We start from the raw sequence: 15,709 nt of genomic DNA, 5'->3' as shown, positions 1-15,709 counted from the left end.
GGCGCGCGGCGCGCTTTTCGCTACAATCTGCCCTTTCTCAGGCGGTGGCAAGACACATGGATTCGCGAGGCGTGCAATGAGCGGGGCAGCCCAGGCCCGGACCGGCCGGTATGACGTGGCGGTACTGGGCGCCGGCGCCGCGGGCATGATGTGCGCCGCGGTGGCGGGGCAGGGCGGTGCGCGCGTGGTGCTGATCGACCACGCCACCCGGCTCGCCGAGAAGATCCGCATCTCGGGCGGCGGCCGCTGCAATTTCACCAACCTGCAGGCGGGGCCGGCCAATTACCTGTCGTCCAATCCGCACTTCTGCCGCTCGGCGCTGGCCCGCTATACGCCACAGGATTTCCTCGCGCTGATGCGCCGCTACGGCATCGACTGGCACGAGAAGCACCGCGGCCAGCTGTTCTGCAACGACAGTGCCGAAGACGTGATTGCCATGCTGCGCGCCGAGTGCGACGCGGGGCAGGTGCGCTGGCAGACCGGCTGCACGGTGGCGGAGGTCCGGCGCGAGGGCGATGACTTCCTGCTGCTGACCGCCACGGGCCCGATCCGCGCCGGGGCGTTGGTGGTGGCGACCGGCGGCCTGTCGATTCCCAAGATCGGCGCCACCGACTTTGGCTACCGCATTGCCCGCCAGTTCGGGCTGGGCATCGTCGAGACCCGGCCGGCGCTGGTGCCGCTGACCTTCGATGGCCAGGACTGGGCGCCGTTCGCGCCGCTGGCGGGGGTCTCTCTGGAAGTGGATATCGCCACCGGCAGCGGCAAGGCCGCCGGCGCGTTCCGCGAGGACCTGCTGGGGACCCACCGCGGCCTGTCGGGCCCGGCGGTGCTGCAGATTTCCAGCTACTGGCGTCCCGGCACGCCGATCGCCATCGACCTGTTCGATGGCGAGGACGCCGCTGCCTGGCTGCTGGCGCAGAAGGCCGGCAGCCGCAAGCACCTGGGCAACCTGCTGGCGCAACGGCTGCCGGCGCGGCTGGCCGATGCCTGGTGCGCGGCCGCGGGCGTGGATGCCACCATGCCGCTGCATGATGTGACCGACAAGGCCCTGCGCAAGCTCGGCGCCACGCTCAACGGCTGGCGCATCGTGCCGTCCGGCACCGAGGGCTACCGCAAGGCCGAGGTCACGCTGGGCGGGGTCGACACGCGCGCGCTGTCGTCGACCACGATGATGGCGCGCGAGGTGCCGGGCCTGTATTTCATCGGCGAAGTGGTCGACGTGACCGGCTGGCTGGGCGGCTACAACTTCCAGTGGGCATGGGCGTCGGCGGTGGCGGCTGGGCAGGCCGCGGCCGAGGCGGCACGGCAGGCGCGGGCCGGGCAGTCGGCAGCCTGAGGCGAAGCTGTACTTCTGCCGCATAAGGCACATGCTGCACGTCAGTTGCGCGCCACTTCCGCGCCGGATCGTTGGTGCTACAATCCGTTACTTCGTAACGCAGCCATCCCGAAAATATCTTCATTTCCGGCCAAATGACTACGATCCGTCTCAAGGAAAACGAGCCTTTTGAAGTTGCCCTGCGCCGTTTCAAGCGCACCATCGAGAAGAACGGCCTGCTCCCGGAATTGCGGGCCCGCGAGTTTTACGAAAAGCCAACCGCCGCGCGCAAGCGCAAGAAGGCTGCCGCAGAGAAGCGCCATTACAAGCGCATCCGCAGCCAGATGCTGCCGAAGAAGCTGTACTGACACCGGCTTCGCGCTTGCCCCTGACCCGCTGTGGCGTACGCTCGGCGGGTTTTTGCGTTGTGGGCCTTGCAGAGGGCGGCATCCGTCGCCATGTGTGAGTGCCCGCCCACTTTCTGGAAGATCACGATGTCCCTCAAAGCCCGTATCAGCGAAGACATGAAGACCGCCATGCGCGCCCGTGAAACGGACCGCCTCGGCACCATCCGCTTGCTGCTGGCGGCGATCAAGCAGCGCGAGGTCGACGAGCGCGTGGAACTGGACGACAGCGCCGTGCTGGCCGTGGTCGAGAAGCTGATCAAGCAGCGCAAGGACTCGATTGCGCAGTTCCAGCAGGCCGGCCGCAACGACCTCGCCGACAAGGAACTCGCCGAAGTCGAGGTACTGAAGGTCTACATGCCGGCCGCGCTGTCCGACGCCGAAGTGGCAGCCGAGGTGCAGCAGGCGGTGGCCGCCACCGGCGCCGCCGGTCCGCAGGACATGGGCAAGGTCATGGGCGTGCTGAAGGGCAAACTGGCCGGCCGTGCCGACATGACCGCCGTGTCCGCCCTGGTAAAGGCCGCGCTTGCGCCAAAGTAAGTGCTGATTTAATCGTTGCAAGCGCGATGCGCGCAAGATCGCTGTGGATCGCAGCACTTGCGCGCAGATGTGAAGCAATCCGGGCGGCAGTTGCGCGCTGCACTACAATATTCCGATAGCAGCCGGGCGCCGCACCGGTCACGCATTCCAAAAAGGGCCGCCCGCCGTGGGACGGCCAAGCCTCAGGACGGTCAGTCGGGTGATTCCGCAATCCTTTATTCAGGACCTGCTCAACCGTGTCGACATTGTCGATGTGGTGGGCAAGTATGTGCAGCTGAAGAAGGGCGGCGCGAATTTCATGGGACTGTGCCCGTTCCATAACGAGAAATCCCCGTCGTTCACGGTGTCGCCGACCAAGCAGTTCTACCACTGCTTCGGCTGCGGCGCCCATGGCTCGGCGATCGGCTTCCTGATGGAGTTTTCCGGCCAGTCCTACCCGGAGGCCGTGCGCGAACTGGCCCAGTCGGTCGGCATGACCGTGCCCGAGGAGCGCGACCGCCTGCCCCCCGGCCAGCGCGCCGAGCAGCAGGCGCGCTCGGTGGCGCTGTCCGACGCCATGACCCGGGCCACCGATTTCTACCGGCGCCAGCTGCGCGGCGCCCCGCAGGCCATCCAGTACCTGAAGGGCCGCGGGCTGACCGGCGAGATTGCCGGCCAGTTCGGCCTGGGCTATGCGCCGGATGACTGGCAGGGGCTGGAAGCGGTGTTCGGCAGCTACCGCGACGACCATGTGGCAGCGCCGCTGGTCGAGGCGGGCCTGCTGATCGAAAGCGACAAGCGCGACGCGGACGGCAAGCCGCGCCGCTACGACCGCTTCCGCGACCGCATCATGTTCCCGATCCGCAACACCAAGGGCGCGGTGATCGGCTTTGGCGGCCGCGTCATGGGCCAGGGCGAGCCCAAGTACCTGAACTCGCCGGAGACGCCGCTGTTCAGCAAGGGCACAGAACTGTACGGCTTGTTCGAGGCCCGCCATGCGATCCGGGAAACCGGCTATGTGCTGGTGGTCGAAGGGTATATGGACGTCGTCGCGCTGGCCCAGCTCGGTTTTGCCAACGCCGTCGCCACCCTGGGCACGGCGTGCACCCCTGTGCACGTGCAGAAGCTGCTGCGCCAGACCGACGCGGTGGTGTTCTCGTTCGACGGCGACTCGGCCGGCCGGCGCGCCGCCAGGCGGGCGCTGGAAGCCTGCCTGCCGCACGTCGCCGACAACAAGACCATCCGCTTCCTGTTCCTGCCGGCCGAGCACGACCCCGATAGCTATGTGCGCGAAGAGGGCACCGAAGCCTTTGCCGCGCAGGTGCGCAATGCCATGCCGCTGTCGCGCTTTCTGCTGCAGTCGGTCACCGAGGAACTGGACCTGCGCCAGCCCGAAGGCCGCGCCCGCGCCCAGTACGAGGCCAAACCGTTGCTTCAGGCGATGCCGGCGGGCGGATTGCGGCTACAGATCGTGCGCGAACTTGCCGATGCCACGGGAACGACGCCCGCCGAGATCGAGGCGATCTGCGGCCTGCGCAGCGATCCGGCCCGGGTCGGCCGCTTCGCCCAGCCGCGCCCGCGCGCACGCCGCCAGGCGCCGACCGGGCTGGAGCAGCGGGTAATCCAGCTGCTGATGTGCTACCCGGCGCTGTCGGCGCGGCTGGACGAAGACGCGCGCGCGTTGCTGCTGGACGGGGAAAGCGCGGACAGCGAAGTGCTGGCGCATCTGGTGAACGCGTGCGACGGGGTCCAGGGCGAGGTGAATTTCGCGGCCTTCAGCGAACACCTGGCCCAGTCGCCCTATGCCGAGGTCTACGCCGCGGCGCGCACCGCGGTATTGCGTGAAGAGATTGAAGAGGCACCCGCAACACAGGAATTCGACGCGGCCATCACCAAGCTGCTGGCCGAGCCGCTGCGGCGCGAGCTCGACGGCCTGCAGGCGGAAGTGATCGCCGGCACGGCCGACGAAGCAGCCAAGCAGCGCATGCGCTGGCTGGTGGGGGAAATCCACCGGCGGCGCCAACTGGGCTGAGGCGCCGGCGGGCGCCCTGGCCTTCAGCACCTTCAACCGGGAGGCGGCAACACGCGTTGGACAAGCATTGGATCAGGGCCCGGGCCCGGCTGTACCGAGCTTAAGCCTTGATTTTTCAGGTGAAAACCTCACCTGACAGGGAGCTGGCTATGCGTGGCGTGCTACAATAGCCGGTTTGGATTGCGAAATCTCTCTCCAGTTCTGGTGAAAGTGAGCGTGCCAATGGCAAAGGCCAAAGCAACCGAAAGGGTTACCTCTAAAGCTCCCCAATCAGGGAGCGGCAAGGCGTCTGTGAAAACCACGGCGGCGAAGACATCGACCGCGACCGTCAAGACGCCAGCCCGGTCTGCGCCATCAAAGTCCGTGCGCCGCGCGCAAGCGCCCGCCGTGACGACTCCCACCAGAACCCGCACATCCGAAAAGACAAAGGCCTCGACTTCGGCACGCGAGAGCGGCAAGAGCGCCAGTACGAGCGGCAAGGTTGCCGCGTCTGCAGCAGCATCTGCACCAGTGAAAGGCAAGAGTATCACCGTGGCGAAACAGCAGAATACCGAAGTCGAGAGCAAGCGAGCGGCAGCCGCCGGCGCCAAGAGCGGAGGCGCCAAGCAAGGCGCTGCCGCGACGGCAACCAAGGCGCGTGCCGCGACACCTGCATCCGTTGCATCCGAGCGTCCCGCTGCGCCGGCAATCAAGCCGGAGCCGAAAAAGCGTGGCCGCAAGCCCAAGGCCGAGATGCAGCACGACGACAGCACAACAGAAGACGTGACTGAAGAGTTTTTTGAGAACGATACGCGCCCGGCGGCCACGCCCGCCGTTGCGCCGAAGACCGAAAAGCAGAAAGCCAAGGACCGCAAGGCCAAGGAAAAGGCCCTGCTCAAGGAGTTCGCCTCGACCCAGCAAGGCACCGAGGAAGAGCTCGAGCTGCGTCGGCAGAAGCTCAAGGCGCTGATCAAGCTGGGCAAGTCGCGCGGCTACCTGACCTATGCGGAAATCAACGATCACCTGCCGGACGACATGGTCGATTCGGAAACGATCGACACGCTGGTCGCGACGCTGAACGACATCGGCATCGCCGTCTATGAACAGGCGCCCGATGCCGAGACGCTGCTGCTCAACGACAACGCCCCGTCCGCCACCAGCGAGGAAGAAGCCGAGGAAGAGGCCGAAGCGGCCCTGTCCACGGTCGACTCCGAGTTCGGCCGCACCACCGACCCGGTGCGCATGTACATGCGCGAGATGGGCACGGTCGAGCTGCTGACGCGCGAAGGCGAAATCGAGATCGCCAAGCGCATCGAGGCCGGCCTGAAGGACATGGTGATGGCGATCTCGGCGTGCCCGGTCACCATCTCCGAGATCCTGGCCCATGCCGAGCGCGTGGCCAACGACGAGATCAAGATCGACGAATTCGTCGACGGCCTGATCGACCCGAACGCCGACGAAGCCCCCGAAGCGCCCGCGGCCCCGGCCGCGGCGGCTGACGACGAGGACATCGAGTCCGACGACGAAGAGGAAGCCGACGAGGACGATGACGACGAAGGCGGCGCCGGCGCCGGCGCGTCCGCGCGCCAGCTGGAAGAACTGAAGCAGAACGCGCTGGAGAAATTCCGCGTGATCGCCGAGCAGTTCGACAAGATGCGCCGTGCGTTCGAGAAGGAAGGCTACAAGTCCAAGCCCTACGTCAAGGCGCAGGAAGCGATCCAGGCCGAGCTGATGGGCATCCGCTTCACCGCCCGCAACGTCGAGCGCCTGTGCGACACGCTGCGCGGCCAGGTGGACGAAGTGCGCAAGCTCGAGCGCGCCATCCTCAACATCGTGGTCGACAAGTGCGGCATGCCGCGCGCGGACTTCGTCGCCCGCTTCCCGGGCAACGAGACCAATCTCGACTGGATCCACACCGTGGTGGCCGACGGCAAGGGCTACAGCACCATCGTCGAGCGCAACGTGCCGGCCGTGCATGAGCTGCAGCAGAAGCTGATCGACCTGCAGGCGCGCGTGGTGCTGCCGCTGAAGGAACTGAAGGACGTCAACCGCAAGATGTCGGAAGGCGAGCGCCGCGCCCGCGAAGCCAAGCGCGAGATGACCGAGGCCAACCTGCGCCTGGTGATCTCGATCGCCAAGAAGTACACCAACCGCGGCCTGCAGTTCCTCGACCTGATCCAGGAAGGCAACATCGGCCTGATGAAGGCGGTGGACAAGTTCGAATACCGCCGCGGCTACAAGTTCTCGACCTACGCCACGTGGTGGATCCGCCAGGCCATCACGCGCTCGATCGCCGACCAGGCGCGCACCATCCGCATTCCGGTGCATATGATCGAGACCATCAACAAGATGAACCGCATCTCGCGCCAGATCCTGCAGGAAACCGGCAACGAGCCGGATCCGGCAACGCTGGCCGAGAAGATGGAGATGCCGGAAGACAAGATCCGCAAGATCATGAAGATCGCCAAGGAGCCGATCTCCATGGAAACGCCGATCGGTGACGACGACGACTCCCATCTGGGCGACTTCATCGAGGACACCAACACGCTGGCCCCGGCCGAGGCGGCGCTGCATGGCTCGATGCGCGACGTCGTCAAGGACGTGCTGGACTCGCTGACGCCGCGCGAAGCCAAGGTGCTGCGCATGCGCTTCGGCATCGAAATGAGCACCGACCACACGCTGGAAGAGGTCGGCAAGCAATTCGACGTCACGCGTGAACGGATCCGCCAGATCGAGGCCAAGGCACTGCGCAAGCTGCGCCACCCGAGCCGCTCGGACAAGCTGAAGAGCTTCCTGGAAGGCAACTAAACGCTTCCAAGGGCCTCTAGCTCATGCCTGGTTAGAGCAGCGGACTCATAATCCGTTGGTGCCGTGTTCGACTCACGGGAGGCCCACCAATGTGAAAAGGGACTGCAGGAGATACCTGCAGTCCCTTTTTTCTTGCCCGTCGTTTCCGGAGTGCCGGAGCCGCTCAGCGCTGCGCTGCGGGCTCCCCCATCGCCGGATCGCTGACCGTATGCCGGCCGGTCTCGACCCGCCCGGCAAAGCGGCGATAGAAAGCGGGGTCGGCGTCGCACGTCACCGCGAAGTCGTACCATTGCCCGCTTTGCTCCAGCTGCCAGTGCTGCGACTTGCTGCCGCGGGCGCCGACGGTGGCTTTCCATGGGCCGTCGCTGCGATAGGCCAGCGCTTCGATCTGGAATTGGCAGGCCCGGCCGCCGGCGTTGATCAGGTCGACATAGACGTCGCCGTTGGCAATGTCGTAGCAGACGCGGATCTCGGGGGCGATGCCGGTTTCGCCGATGCGGCGGGTGTCGCCGCGGAAATGGCGGTGGAAGCCGTTGGGGCCGAGCACCCACAAATCGTATTGCCCACCATTGTCCTGGAAGGCATTCCAGCTGTCGCTGAGCGACTTGCCGGCTTCCACCACATAGCGGCGCGGAATGCGTTCCAGCTGCAGGCGGTCGTAGACGTGGAACACCGCGGCCTGTGTGCCGGTGTTCGCGAACACCAGTTCGACCTGGCCTACCGCGCTGCAGCGCGCGCTGGTGTGCAGTTCATACGGCAGCGCGCGCGACGGGCGCGTGCCGGGCGCCTGCTGCGGCAATTGCATGTCGGCGGGCAGCGGCACGGCGGGCAGGGCCTGCTGCGCGCGGCGCAACTGGTCGGCGTCGGTGCGCGTGGTGCGGCCGCCGAGCGTGGGCAGCGCCTCGGTATTGGGCGTCCTGAAATTGAAGGCGCTGGTCAGGTCGCCGCACACCGCGCGGCGGAACGGGCTGATGTTGGGCTCGGCGACGCCGAAGCGCGCTTCCAGGAAGCGCCGCACCGAGGTGTGGTCGAACACCTGCGAGTTGACCCAGCCGCCGCGGCTCCACGGCGAGATCACGTACAGCGGCACGCGCGGCCCCGGGCCGAAGACGCGGCCGTCCGGCGCGGGCTGGGTCCGGCTGCCCGGCGGCGCCGGCTGGTTGAAGTATTCGGGCTGCATCTCGGCATCGCTCAGCGTCGACTTGCCGGCAAGGGTCCGGTCGGGATTCAGCGACGGTGCCGAAGGCGAGGGGACGTGGTCGAAATAGCCGTCGTTCTCGTCGAAGTTGACCAGCAGCACGGTCTTGCTCCAGACCTCGGGCACCGCGGTCAGGGCGTCGAGCACCTCCTGCAGGAACCAGGCGCCCTGGACCGGGCTGGAGGGGCCGGGATGCTCGCAGTAGATCGACGGCGCGTTGATCCACGATACCTGCGACAGCCGGCCTTCGCGAATGTCGCGGCGGAAGGCGTCGAGATATTCGTCGGGCCGGCTGCCGGGCAGGGTGTTGGCCACGCCCTTGTACAGCGGGTTGCCGGGGTTGTCGGTGGCGGCATCGTAGGCGTGGTATGGCAGCGGCTGGCCGGTGTCGGCATAGGGCGCGCCCGGCGCGCCGCCGCTGGACACCGGATACCCCGACGCCAGGTTGGCCTTGCGGAACTGCTGGAACGCGCCCAGCATGTTGTCGCCCCATTCGTCCGGCATGTTCTGGTAGCAGATCCAGCTGATGCCGGCATCTTCCAGGCGCTCGGCATAGGTCTTCCAGGTGTAGCCGGTGTTGGCTGACGCCGGCAGGCCGTCGATCGCGTCCCACTCATTGTTGACGAAGGCGACGCTGGCGGTGGTCGGGCCATTGGTGCCGGTCAGGTGGAACGCGCGGTTCGCGTCCGTGCCGGTGTGCATCGAGCAGTGGTACGCGTCGCACAGGGTGAAGGCGTTGGCCAGCGCGAACTGGAACGGGATCTCCTGTTCCTTGAAGTAGCCCATCGACGTGCTGGTCTTGTGCGTCGGCCAGTTGGCCATGCGGCCGTGGTCCCAGGCCTGCTGGCTGTCCAGCCATGCATGCGGGGTGCCCGCGGCGCGCTGGGCGTTGTTGCTGGTGCCGTCGAGGTGGTACGGCGTCAGCACCGCGCCGTTGGCGCGCTGTTGCTGCCATACCTGGCGCGCGCCGGGCAGCGGGATGCCAAAGCGGTCGCCGAAGCCGCGCACGCCGCGCAGCGTGCCGAAGTAGTGGTCGAACGAACGGTTCTCCTGCATCAGGATCACCACGTGCTCGACATCCTGTATGGTGCCGGTGGCATTGTTGGCCGGGATGGCCAAGGCCTTGCGGATGCTGGGCGGAAACGCGGCCAGCGCGGCGGCGGCGAAACCGGTGCCGGCGGCGGCCTGCAGGAAATTGCGGCGAGAGACCATGGTCTTGTCGGAAATGGCGTGGGAACTGGCGGAAGAGTCAGGGCGCGCAGCGGATCACCGGATCGGGCCGCTGGCCGGGTTTGTTGCCGGGCTGCCCCGGCTTGACCGGCTGGGCGCTCGGCGCAAGCGTTGCGGTGGGCGACAGCGTTGGGCCGCCGTCGCCACCGCAAGCGGCGAGCAATGCCGCCGCGATCAGCATCGCGGCCTGGGTAGTGGGCAGTCTGCGGGGAAGCATGGAGTCACCTGGCTGGGTTGGGGTGGCGGCCGCTGCGAGCCGGAGCCAGGCGAGTGTAGGAAGAGGCGGTGACGTGCCGATGACAGGGACTTCGATGCTGAAGATGCCGCCCGCCACGGAAGGCGGACGGCGGCTGCCGCACTACTGCCAGAACCCCGCGTGCGGCGCCGCGGCTTCATCCTCCAGCACCGGCCCCACCACCTCGACCTTGCGCTGGCCGCGCGCAAACACTTCGCGGCAAGGCAGCGAAAAGGTCGGGTTCTCCGGATGGTCGCCGGTCAGGCCCAGCAGTTTGTGTTCCGACAGCGCATAGACCACGCGCCCGATGCCGGTCCAGTAGACCGCGCCCGCGCACATGCAGCATGGCTCGGCGCTGGTGTAGAGGGTGCAGTCGGCCAATTGCTCCGGCGGCAACGCACGCGCGGCCTGCGCGGCGGCGACCAGTTCGGCGTGCTGGGTCGGGTCGCCTTCGGGCGGCATCGAGTTGTTGCCGGCGCTGGCGATGATATTGCCGGCGGCATCGGCCACCAGCGCGGCAAACGGGTGGCGGCCGCGAGCCCGGGAGTCGTCGGACAGTGCGATCGACTGGCGCAGCAGCGCCAGGTCGAGCGGTGACAATTCAGTGCCGGACGGATCGGTGATTCGGGTCATGCCTGGAGTCTCCGGTAACGGGAAGGATTTAGCAGGATAAGCCAGTGCTCGAGCGTTTTGTGTCGCTGCCGTCCCATGCTACCGGCCAGACCATGCGCTGACGGCGCGCCGATCGACTATGGTAGTCAGACGCATTCGCGTCCTGACCGACGCGACCGAATCAACCTGACCAGGAGTGATGCCCATGTCCTATATCGACGGATTCGTGATCGCGGTTCCCCAGGCTAACCGCGAGCGCTATCGCGAGGTGGCGCAACAGGCTGCCGCCGTGTTCAAGGAGCACGGCGCGCTGCAGGTGGTGGAATGCTGGGGCGACGATGTGCCGGAAGGCAAGGTGACGTCCTTTACGATGGCGGTCCAGCGCAAGGACGATGAAGCGGTGGTGTTCGCGTGGATCCGCTGGCCGTCGCGCGCGCAGCGTGATGCCGGCATGAAGGCGGCGATGGAAGACCCGCGCCTGAAGGCCGGCATGGACACGATGCCGTTCGACGCGCAGCGGATGATCTTCGGCGGGTTCGAAGTGATCGTCGACGAATGACGCGGACGGGCGCCGGCGTGGCAGCGCCGGCGCGCAAAGGTCAGATCAGGTGGAAGACCATGCCCAGGGCGATCGCGCCGCCCAGGGTTTCCACTGCGGCAAGGGCGAGAAGGTTCTTCAGTACGAAAGCCTCTTCTTTCTTCGTCACCATGGTCTGTCTCCCGGTCATTGGACTAGTTCTGCAGCACCATCGGCGGTGGCAATCCGGCGTTGCACGGTGCCAGGGGCGTCGATGTGAGACCAGTAGACCGCATCCGGGCGCTGGCCGGAAGCTGGCGAAAACCCGCTCGGCGAAAACCCGGATTCCTGCAAGCCTGTGACAGGGCCATGATTGACTGGCTTTGCAGGACACGCCTGCAGCGTGCCAGCCACGGCGCATGCGATGGCCCACATTTGGGGGATGCCCGCGCCGGCGCGATGCGCCAAGATCGACAGCGTGGGTGGTCGAACAGATTGCCCCGCTACCGCTTGAGCCCCGCTGCCTCCCCGGCACGCGGGGCTTTTCTACATGGGCCGGGCGCGGTTCAGCGCGCCTGCAGGATGGCCTCGATGCGGGCGGCGGCTTCGCGCAGCGGCGCCAGGAAGCGCGTTTCCAGATGGGCCCGGTCGCGGCTGCCCAGCACCATGCTGAAGCCCAGCCCGGCCACCACCTTGCCGGCCTGGTCGCGCAGCGGCACCGAGATCCCGGCGTAGCCGTCCACCAGTTCGCTGACCAGCACGCAGTAGCCGTCGGCGCGCACCTGGCGCAGCGTGCGCGCCAGCGTGGCGCGCGAGCTGACCGTGAAGGGGGTCAGCTTGCGCAGCGTCGCGCCGGCCAGGTAGGCCTCGAGCGCGCTGTCGTCCAGCCCGGCCAGCAGCACGCGCCCGAGCGAATGCGCATAGGCCGGCATGCGGCGGCCCAGCGCCATGTCCACGCGCAGCAGCTGGCGCGGCTCCTCGCGCGCCACCAGCACCACCGAGTCGGCATCGAGCACGCCCAGCGAGCAGCTTTCGCCCAGGGTCTCGCACAGCTGCTGCAGGTAGGGCCGCGCCATCTGCGGCAGGCTCATCGACGCAAAGTAGGCGTAGCCCAGCTCCATCACCCGCGGCGTCAGCGCGAAGTGGCGGCCGTCCTGCGCCACGTAGCCGTTGTGCTCCAGCGTCAGCAGCAGCCGGCGCGCGGCGGCGCGGGTCACGTCGAGCTGCTCGGCGACTTCCTGCATGGTCAGGCGCTCCGCGCCGGCGCCCAGCAGGCGCAGCAGCGCCAGGCCCTTGCTCAGCGATTCCAGCAGTTCGTCTTTCTTGGGGGTTTCGGCTTGCGGCATAGGGTGTCTGGCTGGGAACGGTCGCGAAATGGAGGATCCGGCACGCACGGTCGATGCCGTAGCGCAGGGCTTGCGCCGAGCGCCAGCATCTCCGTATGATAGCGTTTTTCGAACAAATGTTCGCAAAACAAAATTCACGGAAAGTATGCCGCCAGCGATGCGGGACGGCATGACTCAAAACCGGAGACAGCGATGAAGGTAATCACCGCGCGCGAAGCCGCGGCACTGGTGCAGGATGGCTGGACCGTGGCCAGCGCTGGCTTTGTCGGCGCCGGCCACGCCGAGGCCGTGACCGAGGCGCTGGAGCAGCGCTTCCTGCAGAGCGGCCTGCCGCGCGACCTGACGCTGGTGTACTCGGCCGGGCAGGGCGACCGCGGCGCGCGCGGCGTCAACCATTTCGGCAACGCCGGCATGACCGCCACCGTGGTCGGCGGCCACTGGCGCTCGGCCACCCGCCTGGCCACGCTGGCGATGGCGGAGCAGTGCGAAGGCTACAACCTGCCGCAGGGCGTGCTGACGCACCTGTACCGCGCCATCGCCGGCGGCAAGCCCGGCGTGATGACCAAAATCGGCCTGCACACCTTTGTCGACCCGCGCACCGCGCAGGATGCGCGCTACCACGGCGCCGCCGTCAACCAGCGCGCGCGCCGCGCCATTGCCGAAGGCAAGGCGTGCTGGGTCGATGCGGTCGAGTTCCGCGGCGACGAATACCTGTTCTACCCCAGCTTCCCGATCGACTGCGCGCTGATCCGCTGCACCGCCGCCGATGCGCGCGGCAACCTCAGCACGCATCGCGAGGCCTTCCACCATGAACTGCTGGCGCTGGCGCAGGCCGCGCACAACTCCGGCGGCATCGTGATCGCGCAGGTGGAAAGCCTGGTCGATCACCACGAGATCCTGCAGGCCATCCACGTGCCCGGCATCCTGGTCGACTACGTGGTGGTCTGCGACAACCCCGCCAACCACCAGATGACCTTCGCCGAGGCCTTCAACCCCGCCTACGTGACACCCTGGCGGGGCGAGGGCAGCGCCGACGATGCGTGCGCCCCGTTGCCCGAGGCAGGTCCGCTCGACGCGCGCACCATCGTGCAGCGCCGCGCGGTGATGGAACTGGCCCGGCGCGCGCCGCGCGTGGTCAACCTGGGGGTGGGCATGCCGGCCGCGGTGGGCATGCTGGCGCACCAGGCCGGGCTGCACGGTTTCACCCTGACCGTGGAAGCCGGGCCGATTGGCGGCACGCCCGCGGATGGCCTCAGCTTCGGTGCCTCGGCCTACCCGGAAGCAGTGGTCGACCAGCCCGCGCAGTTCGACTTCTACGAAGGCGGCGGCATCGACCTGGCGATCCTCGGCCTGGCCGAGCTGGATGGCCAGGGCAACGTCAACGTCAGCAAGTTCGGCGAAGGCGAGGGCGCGCTGATTGCCGGCGTCGGCGGCTTTATCAACATCACGCAGAGCGCGCGCGCGGTGGTGTTCATGGGCACGCTGACCGCGGGCGGGCTGGAAGTGCGCGCGGGCGACGGCAGCCTGCAGATCGTGCGCGAAGGCCGCGTGAAGAAGATCGTGCCGGAGGTGTCGCACCTGAGCTTCAACGGCCCCTATGTGGCATCGCTGGGCATCCCGGTGGTGTACATCACCGAGCGCGCGGTGTTCGAGATGCGCGCGGGTGAGGGCAGTGAGGGCGCCGAGGGCAGCGAGGGCGGTGAAGCCCGCCTCACGCTGGTCGAGATCGCCCCCGGCGTCGACCTGCAGCGCGATGTGCTCGACCAGTGCGCCACCCCGGTAGCGGTGGCGCCCGACCTGCGCCAGATGGATGCGCGGCTGTTCCAGGCCGGACCGATGCGCCTGTAACGGCCGCCGCAGCAAACCACCCATTCCATCTGACGGGCCGGCCATGACCGGTCCGCAAGGAGGCACGCCAAGATCTGTCATGACGTTACGCCACCGCTGCCGCTTCATCCCGGCGCGGCCCCGGGCCGCGCATCGATTCTGATTTACCGCGATTTACCGCAGGACATAGCCACACCATGCAGAACACTAGCCGCCGTACCTTCCAGCGCCGCCTGGGCACCATCCTCCTGAGCGCCACGCTGCCGCTCGCCGCCGCACCGGCTTTCGCCGAGACCTATCCCAGCAAGCCGATCCGGCTGGTGGTGCCGTTCCCGCCGGGCGGTCCGACCGACACCGCCGCGCGCATCATCGGCCAGAAGATGAGCGAAACACTGAAGCAGCCGGTGGTGGTGGACAACCGCCCCGGCGCCTCGGGCACCATCGGCGCCGAGAACGTCGCCAAGAGCCCCGCCGACGGCTACACGCTGCTGGTGCTGGCCACGCCGACGCTGCTCGCGCCGCACCTGATCAACCGCAAGGGCTATGACATCTTCAAGGACTTCACGCCCATCGGCGCCGCCTATGACCTGCCCATCGTGATGGTGGTCAATGCGCAGGCGATGCCGGACGTGACCAGCCTGCAGCAGTACATCGCCAAGGCCAAGGCCCGGCCGGGCGCGCTCAACTACACCAGCGCCGGCAACGGCAGCTTCGGCCACCTGTCGACCGAGCTGCTGAAGAACCTGGGCCACTTCGACGTGCAGCACGTGCCATACAAGGGCAGCGCTCCCGCCATCGCCGACCTGCTGGCCGGCCAGGTGCCGATGATGTTCTCGGACATGATCGCGGCGCTGCCGCATATCAAGGCTGGCAAGCTGCGCCCGATAGCGGTCGGCTCCAGCAAGCGGGTCAGCTTTACGCCGGAGGTCAAGACCGTGGCCGAACAGGGCTTCCCGGGCTTCGATGCCACCGCCTGGGGCGGGCTGCTGGCGCCGGCCGGCACGCCCAGGGAGGTGGTGGCGAAGTTGTCGGCCGAGCTGAAGCAGGCGCTGGCCGATCCGACCGTTCAGCAGAAGATGCTGGGCGCCGGCACCGTGGCCGCCTATATGCCGCCCGAGCAACTGGCCGCGCGCATGAAGGCCGACTACAGCAAGTGGGGCAAGGTGATCCAGGACAACGGCATCCGCGGCGACTGAGTGGCGCGGAGCGCGCGTTGGCAGCCCTGCTGCGGTTCAGGCGCGCTGCCGGCCCGTGGGCTGGCTGGCCGGCAGCGCGGGGAGCGACGGCCCTGGCAGCATCGGCAGCGCCGCCGGCCGGCTGGCCGCGGCCAGTCCCAGGAACAGGCTGGAGGTGCGCAGGAATTGCTGGCAGGTCTGGCGAAACAGCTCAAAGTCCATGTCAGTCTCGATGTGAAGAAGCCGCGCGGTCCGGCAGGGGCGCCGCGCCGCCGGCATCTTGCTTGGCCGATATGACAATGTCTTGACAATGCCCCGGCCGGTCCGCCGTGTGGCGGCCGTGTGGTGCCCGTGGGGTGCCTATCGGGCGCCCATTGTCGCGGCCGCCGCACGGCGGCGCCGGAACGCCCACTGCGCGGGCAGAGATGCTAAAATCTAAGTCTTTGATTCTCTTGGCCAAATGCTGTAGCCAGCAGGGCCGCGCCGGAACTTCCTGGCGCCGGGCGAGATTC

The 15,709-nt window shown here is 67.6% G+C and carries 14 protein-coding genes and 1 tRNA gene; 9 read left to right on the top strand and 6 right to left on the bottom strand.

Features of this window, described 5'->3' with window-relative positions; genetic code table 11:
• The first annotated feature begins 76 nt into the window (after nt 1-76).
• From CBM2594_RS12115 to dnaG, 4 genes are all read left to right on the top strand, one after another.
• Nucleotides 77-1,336 (top strand): NAD(P)/FAD-dependent oxidoreductase, encoded by a 1,260-nt coding sequence (locus CBM2594_RS12115; protein WP_116357028.1) that lies wholly within the window; start codon nt 77-79, stop codon nt 1,334-1,336.
• Between the two features lie 134 nt (nt 1,337-1,470).
• Complete coding sequence (gene rpsU, locus CBM2594_RS12110) at nt 1,471-1,683, top strand: 30S ribosomal protein S21 (protein WP_012353470.1); 213 nt, start codon at nt 1,471-1,473, stop codon at nt 1,681-1,683.
• 126 nt (nt 1,684-1,809) lie between these two features.
• The gene (locus CBM2594_RS12105; protein ID WP_116357027.1) at nt 1,810-2,259 is read left to right on the top strand and encodes a GatB/YqeY domain-containing protein; all 450 of its coding nucleotides are present in this window, start codon (nt 1,810-1,812) and stop codon (nt 2,257-2,259) included.
• 199 nt (nt 2,260-2,458) lie between these two features.
• Nucleotides 2,459-4,270, top strand: a complete 1,812-nt coding sequence (gene dnaG / locus CBM2594_RS12100; protein WP_116357026.1) for a DNA primase — start codon at nt 2,459-2,461, stop codon at nt 4,268-4,270.
• A 161-nt stretch (nt 4,271-4,431) separates the two neighbouring features.
• On the opposite strand, the gene CBM2594_RS26830 is transcribed toward dnaG, so the two are convergent.
• Complete coding sequence (locus tag CBM2594_RS26830) at nt 4,432-4,791, bottom strand: hypothetical protein (protein WP_232346604.1); 360 nt, start codon at nt 4,789-4,791, stop codon at nt 4,432-4,434.
• Between CBM2594_RS26830 and rpoD the strand changes: the two genes are divergently transcribed.
• Nucleotides 4,781-7,057, top strand: a complete 2,277-nt coding sequence (rpoD, locus tag CBM2594_RS12095; RefSeq protein ID WP_232346603.1) for an RNA polymerase sigma factor RpoD — start codon at nt 4,781-4,783, stop codon at nt 7,055-7,057. The two genes, CBM2594_RS26830 and rpoD, sit on opposite strands and share 11 nt — an antisense overlap.
• Before the next feature lie 10 nt (nt 7,058-7,067).
• Nucleotides 7,068-7,146, top strand: a tRNA-Ile gene (locus CBM2594_RS12090).
• Between the two features lie 74 nt (nt 7,147-7,220).
• On the opposite strand, the gene CBM2594_RS12085 is transcribed toward CBM2594_RS12090, so the two are convergent.
• The 3 genes from CBM2594_RS12085 to CBM2594_RS12075 form a co-directional block, all read right to left on the bottom strand.
• Nucleotides 7,221-9,467 carry a phosphocholine-specific phospholipase C gene (locus CBM2594_RS12085; protein WP_116357024.1) on the bottom strand — a complete coding sequence of 749 codons (2,247 nt, stop codon included), beginning with the start codon at nt 9,465-9,467 and terminating at the stop codon, nt 7,221-7,223.
• Between the two features lie 37 nt (nt 9,468-9,504).
• Nucleotides 9,505-9,702, bottom strand: coding sequence for a hypothetical protein (locus CBM2594_RS12080; protein ID WP_116357023.1), 198 nt, complete (start codon nt 9,700-9,702; stop codon nt 9,505-9,507).
• A gap of 141 nt (nt 9,703-9,843) precedes the next feature.
• On the bottom strand, nt 9,844-10,353 hold the full coding sequence (locus tag CBM2594_RS12075; protein ID WP_116357022.1) for a nucleoside deaminase: 510 nt from the start codon (nt 10,351-10,353) through the stop codon (nt 9,844-9,846).
• Between the two features lie 184 nt (nt 10,354-10,537).
• Between CBM2594_RS12075 and CBM2594_RS12070 the strand changes: the two genes are divergently transcribed.
• A complete protein-coding gene (locus CBM2594_RS12070) occupies nt 10,538-10,891 on the top strand; it encodes a DUF1428 domain-containing protein (protein ID WP_116357021.1) in 354 nt (117 codons plus the stop codon).
• Nucleotides 10,892-11,415: 524 nt separating this feature from the next.
• On the opposite strand, the gene CBM2594_RS12065 is transcribed toward CBM2594_RS12070, so the two are convergent.
• Nucleotides 11,416-12,195 (bottom strand): IclR family transcriptional regulator domain-containing protein, encoded by a 780-nt coding sequence (locus tag CBM2594_RS12065; RefSeq protein ID WP_116357020.1) that lies wholly within the window; start codon nt 12,193-12,195, stop codon nt 11,416-11,418.
• A 192-nt stretch (nt 12,196-12,387) separates the two neighbouring features.
• Here CBM2594_RS12065 and CBM2594_RS12060 point away from each other — a divergent pair, with 192 nt between their 5' ends.
• Complete coding sequence (locus CBM2594_RS12060) at nt 12,388-14,043, top strand: acyl CoA:acetate/3-ketoacid CoA transferase (RefSeq protein ID WP_116357019.1); 1,656 nt, start codon at nt 12,388-12,390, stop codon at nt 14,041-14,043.
• 176 nt (nt 14,044-14,219) lie between these two features.
• Nucleotides 14,220-15,218 carry a Bug family tripartite tricarboxylate transporter substrate binding protein gene (locus tag CBM2594_RS12055; RefSeq protein ID WP_116357018.1) on the top strand — a complete coding sequence of 333 codons (999 nt, stop codon included), beginning with the start codon at nt 14,220-14,222 and terminating at the stop codon, nt 15,216-15,218.
• A 36-nt stretch (nt 15,219-15,254) separates the two neighbouring features.
• Here the strand turns inward: CBM2594_RS12055 and CBM2594_RS12050 are convergent, their stop codons facing one another.
• Nucleotides 15,255-15,419 carry a hypothetical protein gene (locus CBM2594_RS12050; protein WP_198048124.1) on the bottom strand — a complete coding sequence of 55 codons (165 nt, stop codon included), beginning with the start codon at nt 15,417-15,419 and terminating at the stop codon, nt 15,255-15,257.
• Nucleotides 15,420-15,709 lie beyond the last annotated feature (290 nt).

Source organism: Cupriavidus taiwanensis (assembly GCF_900249755.1).
GTDB classification, from domain to species: domain Bacteria; phylum Pseudomonadota; class Gammaproteobacteria; order Burkholderiales; family Burkholderiaceae; genus Cupriavidus; species Cupriavidus taiwanensis_D.
Note: the sequence above shows the minus strand (reverse complement) of the source record. Positions and strands in the feature narration are given on the sequence as shown.